General features: G+C 68.3%; 19 protein-coding genes and 2 tRNA genes. 7 read left to right on the top strand and 14 right to left on the bottom strand.

Annotated elements, in window-relative coordinates:
• Window positions 1-4: 4 nt before the first annotated feature.
• From ACFV9C_RS22955 to ACFV9C_RS22990, 8 genes are all read right to left on the bottom strand, one after another.
• Window positions 5-820, bottom strand: coding sequence for a carbohydrate ABC transporter permease (locus tag ACFV9C_RS22955; protein ID WP_380196496.1), 816 nt, complete (start codon window positions 818-820; stop codon window positions 5-7).
• Entirely contained in the window at window positions 817-1677 is an 861-nt protein-coding gene (locus tag ACFV9C_RS22960; protein WP_380196498.1) for a carbohydrate ABC transporter permease, read from the bottom strand. Before ACFV9C_RS22960 ends, ACFV9C_RS22955 begins: the two co-directional genes overlap by 4 nt.
• Window positions 1674-2984 (bottom strand): ABC transporter substrate-binding protein, encoded by a 1311-nt coding sequence (locus ACFV9C_RS22965; RefSeq protein ID WP_380196500.1) that lies wholly within the window; start codon window positions 2982-2984, stop codon window positions 1674-1676. Before ACFV9C_RS22965 ends, ACFV9C_RS22960 begins: the two co-directional genes overlap by 4 nt.
• Before the next feature lie 132 nt (window positions 2985-3116).
• A tRNA-Glu gene (locus tag ACFV9C_RS22970) sits at window positions 3117-3192 on the bottom strand.
• A gap of 78 nt (window positions 3193-3270) precedes the next feature.
• Window positions 3271-3342: transfer RNA gene (locus ACFV9C_RS22975), tRNA-Gln, on the bottom strand.
• A gap of 120 nt (window positions 3343-3462) precedes the next feature.
• Window positions 3463-4368 (bottom strand): CPBP family intramembrane glutamic endopeptidase, encoded by a 906-nt coding sequence (locus ACFV9C_RS22980; RefSeq protein WP_380196502.1) that lies wholly within the window; start codon window positions 4366-4368, stop codon window positions 3463-3465.
• The gene (gene gltX / locus ACFV9C_RS22985; RefSeq protein WP_380196503.1) at window positions 4365-5873 is read right to left on the bottom strand and encodes a glutamate--tRNA ligase; all 1509 of its coding nucleotides are present in this window, start codon (window positions 5871-5873) and stop codon (window positions 4365-4367) included. Before gltX ends, ACFV9C_RS22980 begins: the two co-directional genes overlap by 4 nt.
• Window positions 5866-6654 carry a fumarylacetoacetate hydrolase family protein gene (locus ACFV9C_RS22990; protein WP_380196504.1) on the bottom strand — a complete coding sequence of 263 codons (789 nt, stop codon included), beginning with the start codon at window positions 6652-6654 and terminating at the stop codon, window positions 5866-5868. The genes gltX and ACFV9C_RS22990 overlap by 8 nt, the downstream gene beginning before the upstream one ends.
• 41 nt (window positions 6655-6695) lie before the next feature.
• Here ACFV9C_RS22990 and ACFV9C_RS22995 point away from each other — a divergent pair, with 41 nt between their 5' ends.
• A complete protein-coding gene (locus ACFV9C_RS22995) occupies window positions 6696-7178 on the top strand; it encodes a GNAT family N-acetyltransferase (protein WP_380196506.1) in 483 nt (160 codons plus the stop codon).
• Window positions 7175-8047: a 3-methyladenine DNA glycosylase gene (locus ACFV9C_RS23000; protein WP_380196507.1), complete on the top strand. Its 873-nt coding sequence runs from the start codon at window positions 7175-7177 to the stop codon at window positions 8045-8047. The genes ACFV9C_RS22995 and ACFV9C_RS23000 overlap by 4 nt, the downstream gene beginning before the upstream one ends.
• On the opposite strand, the gene ACFV9C_RS23005 is transcribed toward ACFV9C_RS23000, so the two are convergent.
• The gene (locus tag ACFV9C_RS23005; RefSeq protein ID WP_380196508.1) at window positions 8026-8397 is read right to left on the bottom strand and encodes a hypothetical protein; all 372 of its coding nucleotides are present in this window, start codon (window positions 8395-8397) and stop codon (window positions 8026-8028) included. The genes ACFV9C_RS23000 and ACFV9C_RS23005 overlap by 22 nt on opposite strands.
• An 80-nt stretch (window positions 8398-8477) precedes the next feature.
• On the opposite strand from ACFV9C_RS23005, the gene ACFV9C_RS23010 reads away from it, so the two are divergent.
• Window positions 8478-8672 carry a hypothetical protein gene (locus tag ACFV9C_RS23010; protein WP_380196510.1) on the top strand — a complete coding sequence of 65 codons (195 nt, stop codon included), beginning with the start codon at window positions 8478-8480 and terminating at the stop codon, window positions 8670-8672.
• On the opposite strand, the gene ACFV9C_RS23015 is transcribed toward ACFV9C_RS23010, so the two are convergent.
• Together ACFV9C_RS23015 and ACFV9C_RS23020 are read right to left on the bottom strand one after the other, a co-directional pair.
• A complete protein-coding gene (locus ACFV9C_RS23015) occupies window positions 8659-9285 on the bottom strand; it encodes a class I SAM-dependent methyltransferase (RefSeq protein ID WP_380196512.1) in 627 nt (208 codons plus the stop codon). The genes ACFV9C_RS23010 and ACFV9C_RS23015 overlap by 14 nt on opposite strands.
• Complete coding sequence (locus ACFV9C_RS23020; protein WP_380196514.1) at window positions 9282-10103, bottom strand: class I SAM-dependent methyltransferase; 822 nt, start codon at window positions 10101-10103, stop codon at window positions 9282-9284. Before ACFV9C_RS23020 ends, ACFV9C_RS23015 begins: the two co-directional genes overlap by 4 nt.
• A 79-nt stretch (window positions 10104-10182) precedes the next feature.
• Between ACFV9C_RS23020 and ACFV9C_RS23025 the strand changes: the two genes are divergently transcribed.
• The 4 genes from ACFV9C_RS23025 (at window position 10183) to ACFV9C_RS23040 (ending at window position 16143) form a co-directional block, all read left to right on the top strand.
• Entirely contained in the window at window positions 10183-11448 is a 1266-nt protein-coding gene (locus ACFV9C_RS23025) for a Fic family protein (RefSeq protein ID WP_380196516.1), read from the top strand.
• A gap of 70 nt (window positions 11449-11518) precedes the next feature.
• Complete coding sequence (locus ACFV9C_RS23030; protein WP_380196517.1) at window positions 11519-12097, top strand: DinB family protein; 579 nt, start codon at window positions 11519-11521, stop codon at window positions 12095-12097.
• A gap of 222 nt (window positions 12098-12319) precedes the next feature.
• Window positions 12320-15106, top strand: coding sequence for a ribonucleoside-diphosphate reductase subunit alpha (locus ACFV9C_RS23035; RefSeq protein ID WP_380196519.1), 2787 nt, complete (start codon window positions 12320-12322; stop codon window positions 15104-15106).
• Window positions 15103-16143 (top strand): ribonucleotide-diphosphate reductase subunit beta, encoded by a 1041-nt coding sequence (locus ACFV9C_RS23040; RefSeq protein WP_380196521.1) that lies wholly within the window; start codon window positions 15103-15105, stop codon window positions 16141-16143. The genes ACFV9C_RS23035 and ACFV9C_RS23040 overlap by 4 nt, the downstream gene beginning before the upstream one ends.
• Before the next feature lie 83 nt (window positions 16144-16226).
• Here ACFV9C_RS23040 and ACFV9C_RS23045 read toward each other — a convergent pair whose 3' ends face one another.
• Genes ACFV9C_RS23045 through ACFV9C_RS23055 form a run of 3 tightly spaced genes read right to left on the bottom strand, consistent with a single transcriptional unit; the run spans window position 16227 to window position 18737 of the window.
• A complete protein-coding gene (locus ACFV9C_RS23045; protein ID WP_380196523.1) occupies window positions 16227-16985 on the bottom strand; it encodes an SDR family NAD(P)-dependent oxidoreductase in 759 nt (252 codons plus the stop codon).
• Window positions 16978-18012, bottom strand: coding sequence for a mannonate dehydratase (locus ACFV9C_RS23050; RefSeq protein ID WP_380196525.1), 1035 nt, complete (start codon window positions 18010-18012; stop codon window positions 16978-16980). The genes ACFV9C_RS23045 and ACFV9C_RS23050 overlap by 8 nt, the downstream gene beginning before the upstream one ends.
• Window positions 18009-18737, bottom strand: coding sequence for a GntR family transcriptional regulator (locus ACFV9C_RS23055; RefSeq protein ID WP_380196526.1), 729 nt, complete (start codon window positions 18735-18737; stop codon window positions 18009-18011). The genes ACFV9C_RS23050 and ACFV9C_RS23055 overlap by 4 nt, the downstream gene beginning before the upstream one ends.
• Window positions 18738-18785: the final 48 nt, after the last annotated feature.

Below are 18785 nucleotides of genomic sequence, written 5' to 3' on the forward strand. Positions count from 1 at the left end.
CTCCTTACTTGAGCCCGGTACTCGACACGGACTGGACGAAGTACCGCTGGAAGCCGGCAATGACCACCAACGGGATGACGGTGAGGACCACGGCGCCCGCGAAGACGAGACCGTAGTCGGCGAAGTTCTGGCCTTGCAGGTTGGACAGGGCGACCGGGCCGAGGATGTGTTTCGCGTCGGTGCCGATCAGCAGCGGCCACACGTACGCCTGCCATTGGAAGAGGAACAGCATCAGCCCGGCGCCGATCAACGCCGGCTTGGACAGCGGCAGGTAGATCCAGCGGAAGACGCCGAACCACCCCAGCCCGTCCAACCGGCCGGCCTCGACCAGCTCGGCCGGGACGCCGAGGAAGAACTGCCGGAGCAGGAAGATCGCCATCCCGTTGCCGATCCCGGGCAACACCAGCCCGGTGAAGGTGTTGGTCAGGTGCCAGTCCCGGAACATCGTCGACAACGGGATCGCGATCGCGTCGAACGGCACCAGGAAGCTCAGTACGACGATGCCGAACACGAGCCCGCGGCCGCGGAACTCGAACGCCGCCAGCCCGAACGCCGCGGTCGCGCAGACCACCAGCCCGATGATCACCGTCAGCGCACTGACGAAGATCGAGTTGACCGTCGCCCGCCCGACATCACTGCCCAACAGAGCCGAGTAGTTGTGGAACGTCGGCTGCAGCTCGAAAAACGTCTGCCACGACAACTTCAGGTGCGCGAACGTCTCCGAGCCGGGCCGCAGCGAGTTCGTCACCACCCAGAGCAGCGGCAGGAAGAACAGGATGCCGACGACCCCGCCCAGCACCGACAGGCTGACCCGCTTCACTGGTCACCTCGCAGCAGCCGGAACTGACCCGCCACGATCGCCAGCGTGAGCGCGACCAGGATGACCACCTCGGCCTGTGCGACGTGGATGTCGCCGAGCGCGTACGCGCGGTTGTAGACGTCGTACATCAGCAGGTTGCTGTTGCCGTTCGGGCCGCCCTTGGTGAGGATCTGCACCGGCGCGAACACGAGCAGGTTCGACACCGTGTCCGCGACCAGCACGAACGCGAGCGGCCGCCGTACCAGCGGGAGGATCACCGAGATCATCCGCCGCCACGGGCCGGCGCCGTCCAGCAGCGCGGCCTCGCGGACCTCGACCGGGACCTCCTGGATGCCCGCGATCAGGAACAGCATCCAGTACCCGACGCCGATCCAGGACAGCAGCACGATCAGCGACGGCAGCACCTGGCTCGGTGAGGTGAGGAACGGCTGGGCCGGCAGCCCGAACCGTTCCAGTACGCCGTTCCCGAGCCCGTCGGGGCGGTAGATGACGCTCCAGATGACGGCCGACACCGCCGGCGGCGTGGCGATCGGGAGGATCACCAACGTCCGCCACAGCTTCGAGCCGGCCGCCTTCTGCGTGAAGAGCACCGCGAGCAGGAACGAGACCACGACCTGGATCGGGTTCACCAGCACGGTGAACAGCAACGTGACGCCGACCGACTGGCGGAAGTCCTTGCTGCCCAGCAGATCCGTGTAGTTGCTCAGCCCGGTGAACACCCGGCCGCCCCGCAGCAGGCTCTCGCTGTAGAAGCTCTCTACGACCGCGGAGATCGCCGGAACGATCCGCAGTACGGCGAGACACACCAACGCCGGCGTCAGGAAGGCGAGAGCGATCAGCCCTTGCCGTTGTTTCATTTAATCGACTTCCACGCCTCGTTCAGCTGCTGGGTGGCCTGCTGGAGGCGCTGGTCCGAGTTGGTTCCGTTGCGGATGTCGGCGAACGCCTTGCCCATCACTTCCTCGAACTGGATGTACCCGACGCTCACCGGCCGCGACACCGCGGTGTGCTCACTGTCGTACGCCGTGATCGCCGCCGCGCCGGCCGTCTTCGTACCGGAGAACGCGTCCATCTTCGGGGTGTACTGCTTCTGCGCGTCGAGGTTCGCCGGGATGATCGTCGTCGTACTCGTGGTGGCCAGGTTGCCGGCCGGATCGAGCGTCGCGAACTCGACGAACTTGCGGGCCATCCCCTGCTGCTTCGACGCCGGGTTGATGCCGAGCGACCAGGAGCCGGTCGGGGTGACCGGCTTGCCGCCCTGGAAGTACGGCAGCGGCGCGACGCCCCAGTCGATCTTCGAGCTGCCGAAGATCTTCAGGTCCCACGGGCCGCCGACGAAGAACGCCACGTCACCGTTCGAGAACACCGGTCCGGTCTGGAACCCGCCGATCCCGCGCGGCGACAGCCCGCTCGCGAAGGTTGCGCCGTACCACTGCATCGCCTTCTTCCAGCCGTCGGTCTCGACCGCGGGCGTGAGCGCGTCGTCGCCCTCGATGCCGGAGCCGCCGCCGAGCGACTCGGCCAGCGGCTGCAGCTGGTAGTAGGCCTCGGGCTGCTCCATGAACAGGCCGTACTTCGTGCCGCCCGCCTGCATGCTGTTCCGGCCGGCCGCCTCGACCTGCTCCCACGTCCAGCGCTGCTGCGGGTCCGCGGTCGGCGGCGTGACCTTCGCCTTCGCGAGCGCGGCCTTGTTGTAGAAGAGGTACTGCGTCGAGTTCCACATCGGCAGCGACCAGAGCTTGTCGCGGAAGTGGTTGGTCTCGTACGCCGCCTTGGTGAAGCTGGTCTTCACCTTGCCGTCGAGGTCGCTGAGATCGGTGAGGAAACCCTTCGCGGCGAGCTGCGAGACCCGCGGCTCGTCGACCGTGTAGACGTCGATCCCGGTGTCCTTCGCGCTCAGCCGCTGCTGCATGGTCGCGTTGAACTGGTCGAACGGGATTTGCGTGTAGGTGACCTTGATCCCCGGGTTCTTCGCCTCGAAGGCCTTGATCACCGGCTGGTAGGTCTCGGCGTTGTCGGTGCCGGTGAACGTGATCGTCCCGGTCTCGGGGCCTGGGTCGGCCGTGGTGGTGCTGCCGGTCCCGGACGAGCCGCCGCCGCAGCCGGCCAGGAGCAGGGCCGCGGCAACCGCCGCGGCCGGGAGAGCGAAGAGGTTCCGCCGCACAGCGATCCCCTTTCCATCATGCAGGGAGAAGGTCTAAGCGGTTAGACTCTAAGCGCTTAGACCTTGAGGTGTCCAGAAGGTGGCCGGAGAACGACGAAGGCCCCCGTCCGCGAGGACGGGGGCCTTCCACTCTGGTAGCCCCGACGGGATTCGAACCCGCGCTACCGCCTTGAGAGGGCGGCGTGCTAGGCCGCTACACAACGGGGCCAGAGGTTTGCCGTCCGGATCTTACGACCCGGGCAACGAGGTTGAACTTTACCGATTTTCATCGGCGCGGTCCAATCCGCTGGGGTACCAGGACTCGAACCTGGACTAACTGAACCAGAATCAGTCGGGCTGCCAATTACCCCATACCCCAAAGGCATTTTCACTGAAGTTGGAGAGTTTGTTTCCGCCCTCACCAACCCGGCTCGGTGAGCTTACCCGAGCAGGCGACCGGACACCAAAACGGGCCCCCGTCGGCGAGTTGTCACACCCGTCACACCCGTCGCGGAGCGCCCGCCGGCAGCGTCGCGAGCGGCAGCTCGGACTCCGTCCGCAGGTTCATCCGGCCGGCCATCCAGACCGCGACCGCCCCGAACGCGACGAACTTCAGTACGTCGACCACGACCAGCGACCAAGGCGCGTCCTGGACCCCGAGGCTCGCGCCGAGGCTGTTGGTCAGGCCGGCGAACACGAACGTCACGACGTTGTTCGCCGCGTGCGACGCGATCCCGGACTCCAGCCCGCCGGTCCGGATCGCGAGGAACCCGGCGACCAGGCCGAACGCGAGCCGGTCCACGAACAGCGCCGGGCTCTGCCACGGCCAGATCCCGTGCGCGAGCGTGAACAGCACGCCGGTGACGACCACGGCCACGATCGTGCCACGCAGGTACGTCCCGACCGCCTGCAGCAGGTAGCCGCGGAAGTAGTACTCCTCCCCCGCGGCCTGGATCGGTGACGTCAGCAACGTGATCACGATGACCGCGACCACGTCCGGCGCCGCCGGCCCGCCGTGCCGCTCACCGGTGGCGAGCGGCACGTTGCCGAACTGGACGACCGCGAAGGCCAGCAGCTCGAGCACGATCGCCACCAGCGAGAACCAGGCCAGCGGCCGCCAGCGGAGCTTTCCGACCACCGACGACAACAACCCGGGCGTCTGCCGGTTCAGCAGCTTGGCAACCAGCATCGACAGCGGGATCAGGATGATCAGCGTCAGGTTCGTCGTCAGCAGCCCGAACCAGGACAGCGTCCCGGGCGGATCCTTCCGGATCCCCTGCTGGATCCCGATGATCACGACGCTGCCGAGCATCCAGCCGACGAGGATCGTCAGCGTGCCGAGAACGACGTACACCCGCGGCGTGACGCCGTTCTTCAGCAGCCTCTGGTACGGCGTTCCGCTCATGACGTCGTACGGCGTGCCTGCTCGAGCCGGTGCAGGGACTTGTCCCGGCCGAGCAGCTCCAGCGACTCGAACAGCGGCGGCGAGATCCGGCGGCCGGAGATCGCCACCCGGACCGGGCCGAACGCGTTCTTCGGCTTCAGCCCGAGCCCCTCGATCAACGACGCCCGCAGCGCCGCCTCGATCGCCTCGGTCGTCCAGTCCACGTCCGCGAGCGCCTTCGCGGTCGCGTCCAGGACCGCGTCGGCGTCCCCGGTCAGCACCTTCGCCGCCGCATCCGGGTCGACCGCGAAGTGCGCGTCGTCCACGAACAGGAACCCGAGCATGTCAACGGACTCGTCGAGCGTGTTCATCCGCTCCTGCACCAGCGGTACGGCGGCCTTGAGCACAGCCACCTGCTCGTCCGACGGTTCGGCCGGCAGCACGCCCGCCTGCGCGAGGAACGGGATCATCCGGTGCGCGAACTCGTCCTGCGGCAGCAGCCGCATGTGCGCGGCGTTGATCGCCTCGCATTTCTTCGGGTCGAAGCGGGCCGAGTTCGAGTTCACCTTGCGGATGTCGAACGCCTCGATCATCTCGGCCATCGTGAACACGTCCCGGTCCTCGGCGATCGACCAGCCGAGCAGGGCCAGGTAGTTCAGCAGCCCCTCGGGCAGGAAGCCACGCTCGACGTACTCGCCCAGACCGGAACCCTTGTCCCGCTTGGACAGCCGCTTGTTGCCCTCGCCCATCACGAACGGCAGGTGCCCGAACCGCGGCGTCCGGCCGCTGCCGACGCCGATCTCGGCGAGCGCCTCGTACAGCGCGATCTGCCGCGGTGTCGACGGCAGCAGGTCCTCACCACGCAGAACGTGGGTGATCTCCATCAGCGCGTCGTCCACCGGGTTCACCAGTGGGTAGAGCGGGTATCCGTTCGCCCGGACCAGCACGTAGTCGCCGAGGTTCTCGGGCAGGAACGTGATCTCCCCGCGGACCAGGTCGTCGAACACGATCGGGCGGTCCGGCATCCGCAGCCGCACGACCGGGCGCCGGCCCTCGTCGGCGTACGCCTGGACCTGCTCGGGTGTGAGGTTGCGGCAGTGGCCGTCGTACCCGCTGTGCTGCCCGGACGTACGCGCGGCCTCGCGGCGCTGGTCGAGCTCCTCCTGCGAGCAATAGCAGTGGTACGCCTTGCCCGCCGCGAGCAGCTTGGCGACGACGTCGGCGTAGATGTCCATCCGCTCGGACTGCAGGTACGGCCCGAAGTCGCCGCCGACCTCGGGGCCCTCGTCCCAGTTCAGGCCCAGCCAGCGGAGGGCGTCATACGTGTACCGGTAGCCCTCCTCGGTGTTGCGGGCCGTGTCGGTGTCCTCGATCCGGAGGACCAGCTTGCCGCCGTAGTGCCGGGCGAAGGCCCAGTTGAACAGCGCGCTGCGGATGTTGCCGACGGTCAACAGGCCGGTCGGCGACGGTGGGAAGCGGACCCGCACCCCGTTCGGCTCGAGGTCGCCCAGCACGTCGTCAGTCACGCACGATCACCTTGTTCGTCAGAGTTCCGATTCCTTCGATGCTGACCGAGACCTCGTCGCCGGGCAGCATCGGGCCGACCCCCGCCGGGGTGCCGGTGAGGACCACGTCGCCGGGGAGCAGCGTGGTGAAGGAGGTGATGTAGGCCAGCACCTCCGGGATGTCGAAGATGAACTGACTGGTCCGCCCGTCCTGCCTGGGCTCGCCGTTCAGTTCGGTGCTGACCCGCAGGTCGGACACGTCGAGCTCGGTGGAGATCCACGGGCCGAGCGGGCAGAACGTGTCGAACCCCTTGGCCCGGGCCCACTGCCCGTCGGACTTCTGCAGGTCGCGTGCGGTCACGTCGTTCGCGATCGTGTAGCCGAAGATGGCCTCGTTGACCCGCTCCTTGGGCAGGTCCCGGACGATCCGGCCGATCACGATCGCCAACTCACCCTCGAAGTGCAGGTCGTTGGTCTGCTCCGGGTAGACGATGCCGTCCCGCGGGCCGATCACGCTGGTGTTCGGCTTCAGGAAGATCATCGGCTGGTCCGGTACGTCGTTCCCGAGCTCGGCGGCGTGTGCCGCGTAGTTCCGGCCGACGCAGACCACCTTGCTGCGCGGGATCACCGGCGCCAGCAGCCGGACGTCCGCGAGTTGCAGCTTCTCCCCGGTGAACTGGGCCGACCGGTAGAGCGGGTCCGAGTCGAGAACGTTGACAGTGCCGGTGAGCCCCTCGGGGTCGTCGGTCTCGACGACGCCGTACTTCGGCTCGTCGTCCACGGAGAATCTGGCGATACGCACGGGCCGAGCCTACCGTCGGTGCGGAATGAGACAGTATTCCGGTGACTTTCGACATCCGCCCGGCCGATCCCTCGGAGTACGACGCGGTCGGCGAGCTGACCGTGGAGGCCTACTCGCACGACGGTTTCGTCCGCGGTGAGTACGCGATGACGCTCCGTGCGGCCGCCGACCGCGCCGCCAAGGCGGAGCTGTGGGTGGCGGCCGATTCCTCGGGACTGCTGGGCACTGTTACTTATTGCCCCGTCGGCTCGGTCTACCGCGAGATCGGCCAGGACGACGAGGGCGAGTTCCGCATGCTCGGGGTCGCCGGTCGGGCGCGCGGCCTGGGAATCGGTACCGCGCTCACCCAGCGCTGCATCGACCGCACCCGCGAGCTCGGCCAACGGCGGATCGTGATGAGCAGCGCCACATACATGACGACCGCCCACCGCCTCTACGAACGCCTAGGCTTCCACCGCCTCCCGGAACGTGACTGGGCCCCCATCCCAGGCGTCGATCTGTACGCATTCGCCCTCGACCTATGACCACGCTGCCGTTTGCCGAGTGGACGTCGTACGCCTCCGAGCACGCGGCGCGCGTCGACGTACTGCTTGCTGGTCACTTGGACCGACGAAAGCGCGGCGAAGCACATCCCGTCGAGGATTTCCTCTTCACCTATTACCCCACTCGTCCGAATCAGTTGCGGATCTGGCATCCGGGGCCGGGGGTTCAGCTGGAGGGCGGGGCTGTCTATGAAGGCCGGCGTGGGTACGTGGTCGTCGACGGAACCGCTTCGCTCGATCCGGCCGAGGTGGAACGCCGTACGGACAGCATCACGTGGATCCGCGCGCTGCTGTCCTCGACGCTGGACCGGCAGCCGCAGTTCGGGTGTTTCGGGCTGCACGAGTGGGCGATGGTGTACCGGACGCCCGAGGTACGGCACGCCGCCTGGCCGCTGCGACTAGGTGCCGAGGGCACCGATCAGGTGGTCGACTCGCACAAGATCGGCTGCTCGCACTTCGACGCGTTCCGCTTCTTCACCACGCCGGCGCGGCCGCTGAACACCCTCCAACCCACCCGCGAGTCCCAGCCGGCGCTCGAACAGGGCGGCTGCCTGCACGCGAACATGGACCTCTACAAGTGGGCCGGCAAGCTGATGCCGTTCACGCCGAGCGCACTGCTGCTGGAGTGCTTCGAGCTCGCCCGCGACATCCGCACCCTCGACATGCGCGCCTCGCCGTACGACCTGGCCGCCCTCGGCTACTCCCCCGTCCGCATCGAAACCCCCGACGGCAAGGCGGAGTACACGGCCGCCCAGCGCGCGTTCGCCGACCGCGCCCGACCGCTCCGCCAACAACTGGTGGCCCTCTGCGACACCCTGCTCGACTCACCTCAGATACGAGTGAGCTCGTAGGCCTCGAAGGTGCCCTCCTGTCCTGTGCACGGAACCACGCCGATCCTCGCGGCCTCGATGAAGCCTCCCCCGACCCGCACCTCGTCGCCCAGGCGCGCCACAACCTGCCCATCGGCATCGATCAGAACCGGCGTACCTTCACGAACCCCCGCACTCCACCCGAGCGGCCAGGCCACATCCACATTCGTGTAGCTGGCAACACCGGGTGCGGCGCTGTACGCCATCCGAACGACCAGGCAGTTCGTGGACGTGACTTCGATGGTCCCCTCCAACGCGGCCTGCATCACTATCGTGGGGACCCTGCTCTGAACCGTCAGGCCAGGGATCGGAACGTCGTGCGATCTCTCCATTGCCGACCATCTCCAGCCGTCGCCGCCTATGAACCCAGACTAGACATCGGCTCGCGCCGGTTCGGCGCTAGGCTGCAGGTATGGGAAAGATCGTCGCCATCGCCTTCGCCGCACTGCTGATCGCGGTCGGTGGCGTCTGGACCTTTCAGGGGCTCGGCTACCTCAAGGGCAGCTCGATGACCGGCCAGACCCTGTGGGCAACCGTTGGCCCGATCGTCGCCGCCTTCGGTGTGGCCCTGATCTTCGTCGCGTTCCGCGGGCCTAAGAAGCGCTGACCCGAAGCACTGCCCACTGGTAGTGCATGACGCGGTCCTCGTCCCAGGTCGCCCACTGCTCGACTTCGCCGTACTGCTCCAGGACCGATCGGAGCCCGTCGTCGGAGCGGATGCTGAAGAACCGTCCGGGGCCGTAGCCCTTGCCGTCTTCCCAGACGTGCTCGCTTCCGCTGACGTCTCCCCACAGCCCGATCGCCAGCGGGGCACCGGGCCGCAGAACACGCACGATCTCTTGCAGCGCCTGGCCGAGATCCTCGTCGGCCACGTGCAGCAGCGTGCTCATCGTCCAGCCCGCGTCGAAGGTGCCGTCCGCGAACGGCAACTCGAGCACCGACGCGACCTCGGCCCGCAGACCCAGCGCCTGGCAGGCTTCCACGCTCGCCGGCGACAGGTCCACACCCGTGTAGTCGAAGCCCGCCGCCGCAATCGCCTCCCCGTCGCGGCCGGGGCCGCAGCCGATCTCCACGACCGTCCGCCGGCCTTCCACGCGCAACTGGTCCAGATACGCCGTACGTCGGGCGACGCGCGGCTCGGCGAGTTCGCGATCGACCCGGGCGTGCAGCTCGCCCGTGTAGTACGCGACCAGATCGCGTTCACGTTCAGCGCGGCTCATCGGGTGGCCTTCAGCGCGAAGAACAACGGGATCCGCGGAGCATCGTCGGGGAGGCACCACCAGCCGTCGGGGGTCTGTTCCATCTGCGGCCAGCGCGGCCACGGCAGTACGTCGGACTCGCGCAGGGTGGTGATCTGGAAACCGGCCGACGCCAGGGTCGTGACGATCTCGCCGAGGCCGTGGCGCCATTCGTAGCTGGTCTGGCGGCCGGGCACCTCGTCGCCTGTGTAGGTGACGGTGGAGTCGCGCGCGATCGCGCCGCGCCCTTCCAGGTAGTCCGCGCGGAGCACGAGGTCGTCGGTCTCGCCTGGCAACGAGACCTCGCGCAGCGCGTTCAGGAGCGGGTGGAACTCGACGATGTAGAGGAAACCGCCGGGCTTGAGCAGCCGCCGTACGACGTCCGCCCACTGCTCGAGGTCCGGGAGATAGCAGAGCGCACCCTTGCCCGTGTAGACGATGTCGAACTGCCGTCCCTCGACTGCCTCCGCCGCGTCGTACACGTTGGCATGCAGGTACTCGACGTCCGCCCCGGCGTCGGCGGCGATCCGGCGCGCCGCCTCCAGCGACTTCTCCGACAGGTCGAGCCCACTGGTTCGCGCACCGCGGCGGGCGAACTCGATCGTCTCCGTCCCGAGATGACACTGCAGATGCAGTACGTCGAGACCGTCGAGCGGGCCGAGATCCGCCCACTCGTAGTCGGCGAACCAGTACTCGGCGGGCTTGTTGTAGAACGCGCTCGCCGCGTGCAGCGGCGCCCGGGCGTCCCAGTCGGCCTGGTTGGCGGCCACCATCTGCTGCGTCTGCGCGTCCAGAGTCACAAGCACCAGTCTGCCCGCCGCTTGGGCCACTTTATCCACAGCTCTTGTTCAAGGTTTGTGGATAAGCTTGAATAAGAGTATGGCGAGGGTCGAGTTGCACCGCTGGCCCGGGCACCCCGACGGGTTCACCCGGGCGGAGCGCCTCGGCGGGTCGTACGAGCTGTATCTGCCCGACCCGCTGACCGGGCGCGACTTCGACCTGTCCGACGACGTACTGGCGCTGCTCGAGGACGCGGCCGGCGACCTCGCCCGCCTGGACGCGACCGCCGCCGTACTGACGAACAGCGAGGCGCTGGCGCGGTTGCTGCTGCGGGCCGAGGCGGTCGGGTCGTCGCACATCGAGGGCCTGGTCGTCGGCGCTCGCCGGCTGCTGAAGGCCGACGTACTGCGGGACCGGATCCACGACGTGACCGCCGAGGAGGTGCTCGGCGCGGTCGACGCAATGACCTGGGTGACCGAGTCCGTGCAGGCCGGCGACAAGCTCGAGGTCGACCACCTGCTGGAGGCGCACCGCCGGCTGATGGCGCCGTCGCCGACCCCGGAGTACGGCGGCGAGATCCGGTACCTGCAGAACTGGATCGGCGGCCGCTCCCCCGCCGAGGCGTACTACGTCCCGCCGCCGGCGCAGCTGATTCCCGACCTGCTCGCGGACCTGATGACGTTCGTCCGCGAGTCGCGGCTGCCCGTGCTGGCGAAGACCGCGATCGCGCACGCGCAGTTCGAGACGATCCACCCGTTCGCCGACGGCAACGGCCGGACCGGGCGGGCGCTGATCCACCTGATCCTGCGCGCCGACGGGCTGATCACGCGGACCGTCCCGCCGGTCTCGCTCGCGCTCGCCACCCACGCCGCCGAGTACGTCGACGCGCTGACCGCCTTCCGGTACGTCGGACGCGCCACCACCGCGAAGGCCCGCGCGGCCGCGAACCCGTGGCTGCGGATGTTCGCGACGGCCTGCACGCACGCGACCGCGGAGGCCGCCCGCTTCGAGCAGACCGCCGCGGACCTGAAGACTGCCTGGCGGGAGCAGGCCGCCCCGCTGCGTGCAGGCTCCGCAGCCGAGCTCCTGATCGAGGCGCTGCCGGCCGCGCCCGTGCTGACGCTCGCAGCCGCGGCACTGCTGATCGACCGGTCCCAGCAGGCCGCGAACCAGGGCCTCGCCCGGCTGGTCGAGGTCGGCGTACTGCGGGAGCTCACCGACGGACGGCGCAACCGGATCTACGAGGCGCCGGAACTGATCGACGCCTTCACGTTGCTCGAACGCCGCTTTGCGAGCCCGGCCGGGGACACGCGCATCGAGCGGCCTAGCAGACCGGTCCCGCCGAGGCCAGGACCGACACACTAGGCGTTTGACTTTCCTCCGGAGATCGAGCAAGAATTCGAACACCTGTTCGATCATACCGGGGAGAGTTGAGATGGCGGCGTTCGACTGGGACATCCTGCATCGGCCTTCGGCGATGGCGATGGTCCGCGGCCAGCTGGGCTTCAGCTGGATGGTGCTGTCCGGACGCCTCAACGAACTGACCGACGAGCAGTACTTCTGGAGACCCAGCAGCGAGGCGCTGACCGTCGTCCGCCGGCACTACACCGGGCAGTACCGGCCGCTCGGGTCCGGTGAGTGGGTCGCGCAGTGGCCGGACGAGCCGGACCATCGCGGACCGCGGACGATCGCGTGGCTGATCGCGCATCTGACCGAGACGTTCTTCGAGCGCTGGGAGTGGACGTTCGGCGCGAGCCGGCAGGGTCGCGCGGACATCACGCTGCACGGCAACGCGCAGGACGCGGTCGCCTGGCTGACGTACTGGGTCGAGGCCTGGCAGGAGGCGATCGCCGACCTGGACGAGAGCGAGGCGATGACCGTCGGCCTCAGTCAGGCGAACGAGCTCGACGCCTCCGAGCCGTTCGGGCATGTCGTCCTGCGACTCAACCGGGAGCTGATCCACCACGGCTCCGAGATCATGACGCTCCAGGATCTCTACGCGGTCGCGGCATGAGGACACAAGATGTGCGACCTGCGGCGTGGCGCTACCACTAGATCTAGATCTCTCCGCCTAGCATTACTACCACTGGTGGTTCGGGGAGTCTCATACCACAAGATGTGGTACTGGCATGCCCGGATCCCGGTGCGTGTACCGCCGGTGCACGCGGTCCGAGACCTCACGGGTCTCCGAACTCTTCTGGAGCGCACACCTGTGACCATTGCTTCTTCTTCACCTGTGGAGACGGGCGCGGCGGTCGAGCTGACCGTCGTCCGCCGCAACGGCAGCAGTACGCCGTTCGACACCACCAAGATCTCCGTCGCGATGTCGAAGGCGTTCCTCGCCGTCGAGGGCGCCGACGCCGGCACCACCCACCGGGTCCGGGACCTGGTGGCCGACCTGACCGGCCGGGTCGTGACCGCCTTGACCAGCCGCGGCGAGGTCCGCCGCAGCGTGCAGGTCGAGGACATCCAGGACCAGGTCGAGCTGGCGCTGATGCGCGCCGGCGAGCACCAGGTCGCCCGCGCCTACGTGCTGTACCGCGAGGAGCGGACCAAGGCCCGCACCCCCGCCGACCCGTCCGGCATCACCGAGAAGCCGGCGCTGACCGTCCGCGCGGCCGACGGCAGCCGGTCCCCGCTGGACGTCGACCGGCTCCGCGTCGTGGTCGCCGAGGCCGCCGTCGGCCTGGACGCCGTCGACCCCGAGCTGATCCTGAACGAGACGCTCGGCGCCTGCTACGACGGCATCACCCAGCACGAGGTCGAGCTCGCGCTGGTGATGGCCGCCCGGTCGTACGTCGAGACCGAGCCGCAGTACAGCTTCGCCGCGTCCCGCCTGCTGCTCGACCGGATCCGCCGCGAGGCGCTCGGCCGGGTGCACGGCGAGCCCCGGCAGGCCAGCCAGGCCCACATGCGGGAGGCCTACAAGACCTACTTCGCGCAGTATGTCCAGGTCGGCATCGAGGCCGGGCAGCTCGACCCCGAGCTGGCCACCTTCGACCTCGACCGGCTGGCCGCCGCGATCGACCCCGACGCGGACCTGACCTTCACGTTCCTTGCCTTGCAGACCTTGTACGACCGCTACCTGCTGCATGTCGACAAGGTGCGCTACGAGTTGCCGCAGGCGTTCTTCCTCCGGGTCGCGATGGGTATGGCGCTGCGCGAGGACGACCGCGAGGCCCGGGCGATCGAGTTCTACCAACTGCTGAGCTCGTTCCGCTTTATGTCCTCGACCCCCACGCTCTTCAACTCCGGCACCACCCGCCCGCAGCTCTCCTCCTGCTTCCTCACCACGGTCCAGGACGACCTGTCCGGCATCTTCACCGGCATCCGCAACAACGCCCTGCTCGCCAAGTACTCCGGCGGCCTCGGCAACGACTGGACCCCGATCCGCGGCATCGGCGCCAAGATCCACGGCACCAACGGCGAGTCCCAGGGCGTGGTCCCGTTCATGAAGGTCGCCAACGACACGGCTGTCGCGGTGAATCAGGGTGGCCGTCGCCGGGGGGCGGTGTGTGCGTACCTCGAGACGTGGCACGTCGACATCGAGGAGTTCCTGGATCTGCGGAAGAACACCGGGGACGAGCGGCGGCGGACGCATGACATGAATACCGCGAACTGGGTTCCGGATCTGTTCATGCAGCGGGTCGAGGCCGGTGGTGAGTGGACGTTGTTCTCGCCGGACGAGGTGCCGGAGCTGCACGATCTCTACGGACCGGCGTTCGCCGCGGCGTACGTCGCGTACGAAGCGGCCGCGGATCGTGGGGAGATCCGGGTGTTCAAGCGGGTCAAGGCGGTCGACCTGTGGCGGCGGATGCTGACGGTGCTGTTCGAGACCGGGCATCCGTGGATCACCTTCAAGGACGCCTGCAACCTGCGGTCGCCGCAGCAGCACGACGGCGTCGTGCACTCGTCGAACCTGTGCACCGAGATCACGCTGAACACGACCGTCGACGAGACCGCCGTCTGCAACCTCGGCTCGGTCAACCTGGTCGCGCACCTGACCGCGGACGGGCTCGACGCCGACCTGCTCCGGGAGACCGTCAGGACGGCGGTGCGGATGCTCGACAACGTGATCGACGTGAACTTCTACACGACCCCGGAGGCCGAGCGGGCGAATCAGCGGCACCGGCCGGTCGGGCTCGGCCTGATGGGGTTCGCGGACGCGCTCGCCAAGTTGCGGCTTCCGTACGCCTCCGACGCGGCGGTCGAGTTCGCGGACAGTTCGATGGAGCAGCTCAGCTACCACGCGATCGAGGCGTCCAGCGATCTCGCCGCCGAGCGCGGCCGGTACTCGTCGTACGACGGATCGCTGTGGAGTCTGGGGATCCTGCCGATCGACTCGCTCGACCTGCTGCACACGGCCCGCGACGGTGAGGTGGTCATCGACCGGAGCACCCGGCTGGACTGGGACGCGCTGCGCGCGAAGGTCCTCCGCGACGGCCTGCGGAACTCCAACGTCATGGCGATCGCCCCGACCGCGACGATCTCGAACATCTGCGGCGTGAGCCAGTCGATCGAGCCGACGTACAGCAACCTGTTCGTGAAGTCGAACATGTCCGGCGAGTTCACCGTCGCGAACCCGTACCTGGTCGCGGACCTGAAGGACCGCGGGCTGTGGGACCAGGTGATGGTGTCGGACCTGAAGTACCACGACGGGGTGCTGGCCGGGATCGAGCGGATCCCCGCGGATCTCCGCGAGCTGTACGCGACCGCGTTCGAGATCGATCCGCTGTGGCTGGTGAAGGCTGCCTCGCGGCGGCAGAAGTGGATCGACCAGGCGCAGTCGCTGAACCTCTACATGGCCAAGCCGTCCGGTCGCGCGCTGGATGAGCTTTACCGGTCAGCGTGGCGCTATGGACTCAAGACGACTTATTACCTGCGTTCGCAGTCAGCTACCCATGTGGAGAAGTCCACGTTGCAAGGCACCGACGGCCGCCTGAACGCGGTCGCCGTCGCCCTTCCAGAACCCACTGGAGCGGTCTGCTCCATCGACGATCCCGACTGCGAGGCCTGCCAGTGAGCACTATCTCGATCGGCGCGGACCGCGTCCAGGTCTCCGAGAAGTCCATGATCAACTCGCGGGCGGACGTCAACCAACTGCTGCCGCTGAAGTACACGTGGGCCTGGGAGAAGTACCTGAACGCCTGCAACAACCACTGGATGCCGACCGAGGTCTCGATGCAGGCGGACATCTCCTTATGGAAGTCCAAGGACGGTCTGACCGACGACGAGCGGCTGATGCTGAAGCGCAACCTCGGGTTCTTCGCCACCGCGGAGTCCCTGGTCGCGAACAACATCGTGCTCGCGGTCTACCGCCAGCTGAGCAACCCCGAGTGCCGGCAGTACCTGCTGCGCCAGGCGTTCGAGGAGGCGGTGCACACGCACACCTTCCAGTACATCTGTACGTCGCTGGGCCTGGACGAGGGCGAGCTGTTCAACATGTACCGCGAGGTCCCGTCGATCTCCGACAAGGACGCCTGGGCGCTGAAGTACACCCAGCACCTGGAGGACCCGGACTTCCGCACCGGTACGCCGGAGGCCGACACCGCGTTCCTGCGCGACCTGATCGCGTTCTACGTGGTGTTCGAGGGGATGTGGTTCTACACCGGGTTCGCGCAGATCCTGTCGCTCGGCCGGCGGAACAAGATGGTCGGGATCGCCGAGCAGTACCAGTACATCCTGCGCGACGAGTCGATCCACCTGAACTTCGGCATCGACTGCATCAACCAGATCAAGCAGGAGAACCCGCATCTGTGGACCACCGAGTTCCAGGCGGAGGTCCGGCAGATGCTGACCGAGGCGTGCGCGCTGGAGGTCGCGTACGGGCGGGCCACCATGCCGAACGGGATGCTCGGGCTGACCGCGGACCTCTGCGAGCAGTACATGCACTTCGTCACCGACCGCAGAGCGGAACAAATTGGACTGAATTCGATCTTTGGTGAAACGCGGAACCCCTTTGGATGGATGTCAGAGGTGATGGACTTGAAGAAGGAGAAGAACTTCTTCGAGACCCGCGTGATCGAGTACCAGTCCTCCAGCGGCCTGAGCTGGGACTGACTCCCCGATCAGGAAGGCCCGCGGTGCAACTCGCCGCTCCGCGGGCCTTCCGCCCAATCGCCGGTCCGGAAGCGGTCCGGCCATCAGTCCGGGAGCAGGACGGCGGCCTTCGCGAGCAGGCCGCCGTCGACCGGGAGGGCGATGCCGGTGATGAAGGACGAGCGGTCGCCGGCGAGGAACGCGATGGCTTCGGCCACCTCGGCCGGGCGGGCGACGCGGCCGAGCGGGTGCGTCCGGCCCCAGGTGTCGATCAGCTGCTGCTCGCCCGCGGGACTGCCGTCGCTGAAGGTGCGGGCGGAGGCGCGCAGCATCGGGGTGTCGACGGAGCCGGGGCAGACGGTGTTCGCGCGAATGCCGTGGGCGGCCTCGTCGACCGCGATGGAGCGGGTGAGGGCGTTGAGGGCGCCTTTGCTGGTGGTGTAGGCGGCGACGGATTCCTGGGTGACGAACGCCTGCACCGAGGACACGAGCACGACCGCGCCCGCGCCCTGGGCCCGCAGGTGCGGGAGTGCGGGTTTGACGATGTTGAACGCGCCGGTCACGTTGACGTCGAGGACGGTCCGCCATTCCTCGGCAGTCGTCTCCACCACGTCGCCGTACCGCTGGATGCCGGCGGCGGCGACCACGACGTCGAGTCTCCCGTGCGTACGAACGACCTCGTCGACAAGCTGGAAGCATCCCGCCGCATCGGTCACGTCGAGCTCGGCACCGACCGCGGCAGGACCGGGCAGTCCCGCGGCGATGACGGTCGCGCCGCGCGACGACAACAACTCGGCGGCCGCCGCTCCGATCCCGCTCAGCCCGCCGGTGACGATCGCGACCTTGCCGTCGGACTCAGCCATCAGTAGCTCCGATCCCGTTCAGGACGCCCTGCAGATAGCCGATCGCGTGCGCCCGGCCCCGGCTGCAGTACGCCGCGGAGGAAATGTCACCCCAGGTGTCGAGGTCGCCGATCATCGCCGGCACGTGGTCGTCGATCAGGAACCCGTCGAACCCGGCCGCCAGCAACCGCCGGATCACCCGCGCCGGATCGAAGTTCCCCTCCCCGAGGAAGCACTCGCTGAACCGCGGCACGGTCCCCTGCACGTCCCGGAAGTGCACGTACCAGATCGCGGGCCCGAGCAGGTCGATGACCTCGTTGATGCTGTCCTCGCCGGCCATCTCCGACACCGTGCCCAGGCAGAGGTTGAGCCCCCACGACGGGCTGCCGCCCGCCTGCGCCGAGGCCCGGCCGAGAGCAGCGGGCGACGTGAAGATCCGCGCGATCCCGCCCAGCGGTACGTCGACCGGCGGATCGTCCGGATGCAGCGCGAGCCGTACGCCGGCCTCCTCCGCGACCGGCAGCACCGCGTCGAGGAAGTACTGGTGGTTGGCCCACATCCGCGCCGCGTCGATCGGCTCGCCGGCCGGCTCGTCCGGCGTCAGCCGATACCCGGCGAGCGCATTGCCCCGCGACACCTCCGCAAGGTCGAAAGCACTGACCTTGGCGCCACCACGCCCGCCCGCCGACATCGACGTACGCCAGACATAGGTCGCCAGGAAGTTGTAGCCGAGCAGGTCGATCCCGACCGCGGCGAGGTTGCGGATCGTCTTCTGGTAGTTCTCGATCTGCTCGTCGCGCCCGGGCAGCCCGCGCTGGATCTTCCAGAAGTGCGCGAGCGGAACGTTCTCGAGACCGTCGATCGCGAGCCCGTCCGCGTCGCAGCGCTCCCGCAGCGCCCGCAGCTCCGGAAGGCTCCAGAAGCCTTCCACGCCGGGGAGCACGTCCGGCGTGTGCAGCTGGACGCCGCGCAGCCCGAGCTGATGTGCGAACGTCGCGACCCGCGCGTCGTAGGTGTCGATGTGCCCGAGGGAGATCCGGATGGTCATTCGACGAAATAGTCCGGGTACTGCGCCTGCAGGGCCGGCGCGAGATCGTGCGCCCGCCGGGCGTGGCGACTGATCAGCGTGCGGCCGCCGTCGACGTCCCGCGCCTCGAGCGCGTCGACGATCAGCCGGTGCTCGTCGATCAGGGTGCGGATGCTGGCCGCGTCCGGCTGCGCGAGCCGCCGCAACCGGTCCAGCTGCAGCTTCATCCGCTGCACCGCCTGCCACGCCCCCGGGTACCCGCTGAGCGCGAAGATCTCGCTGTGCAACGCCTCGTCGGCCTCGAAGAACGCGTCGTAGTCCTCGGCCCGGCAGCTCCGCTCCTGTACGTCGAGCAGCTCACGCAGCCCGCCGACGTCCAATGTCGCCGTACCGCAGGCCGCCTCGAACGCCGACGTCTCCAGGCTCTCGCGGACGAACCGCGCCTCCTCCACCTCGGGCAGCCGGATCAGCCCGACGCGGGTGCCGACCTGCGGTACGACGTGCACCAGCCCGGCGTCGACGAGCCGCGCGATCGCCTCCCGGACCGGGGTCCGGGACACCTCGAGGCGGTCCGCGATCTCGGTCTCGGACAGCGAGGCGCCCGGGGCGAGCCGGAGGTCCCGGATCGCGGAGACCAGTTCGCCGTACACCAGGTCGGAGGTCCGGGTGCGGGCCCGGGTCCGGCTGATCGGCGACAGGACGCCGGTCGGATCCGGCTCCCGGACGGTGGCAGGTCGTGGATTCACCCCTGAATCGTTGCATGTGGGTTACTTGTATGCAAGTATCCCGGCACG

The organism is Kribbella sp. NPDC059898 (genome assembly GCF_042730855.1).
Taxonomy (GTDB): Bacteria; Actinomycetota; Actinomycetes; order Propionibacteriales; family Kribbellaceae; genus Kribbella.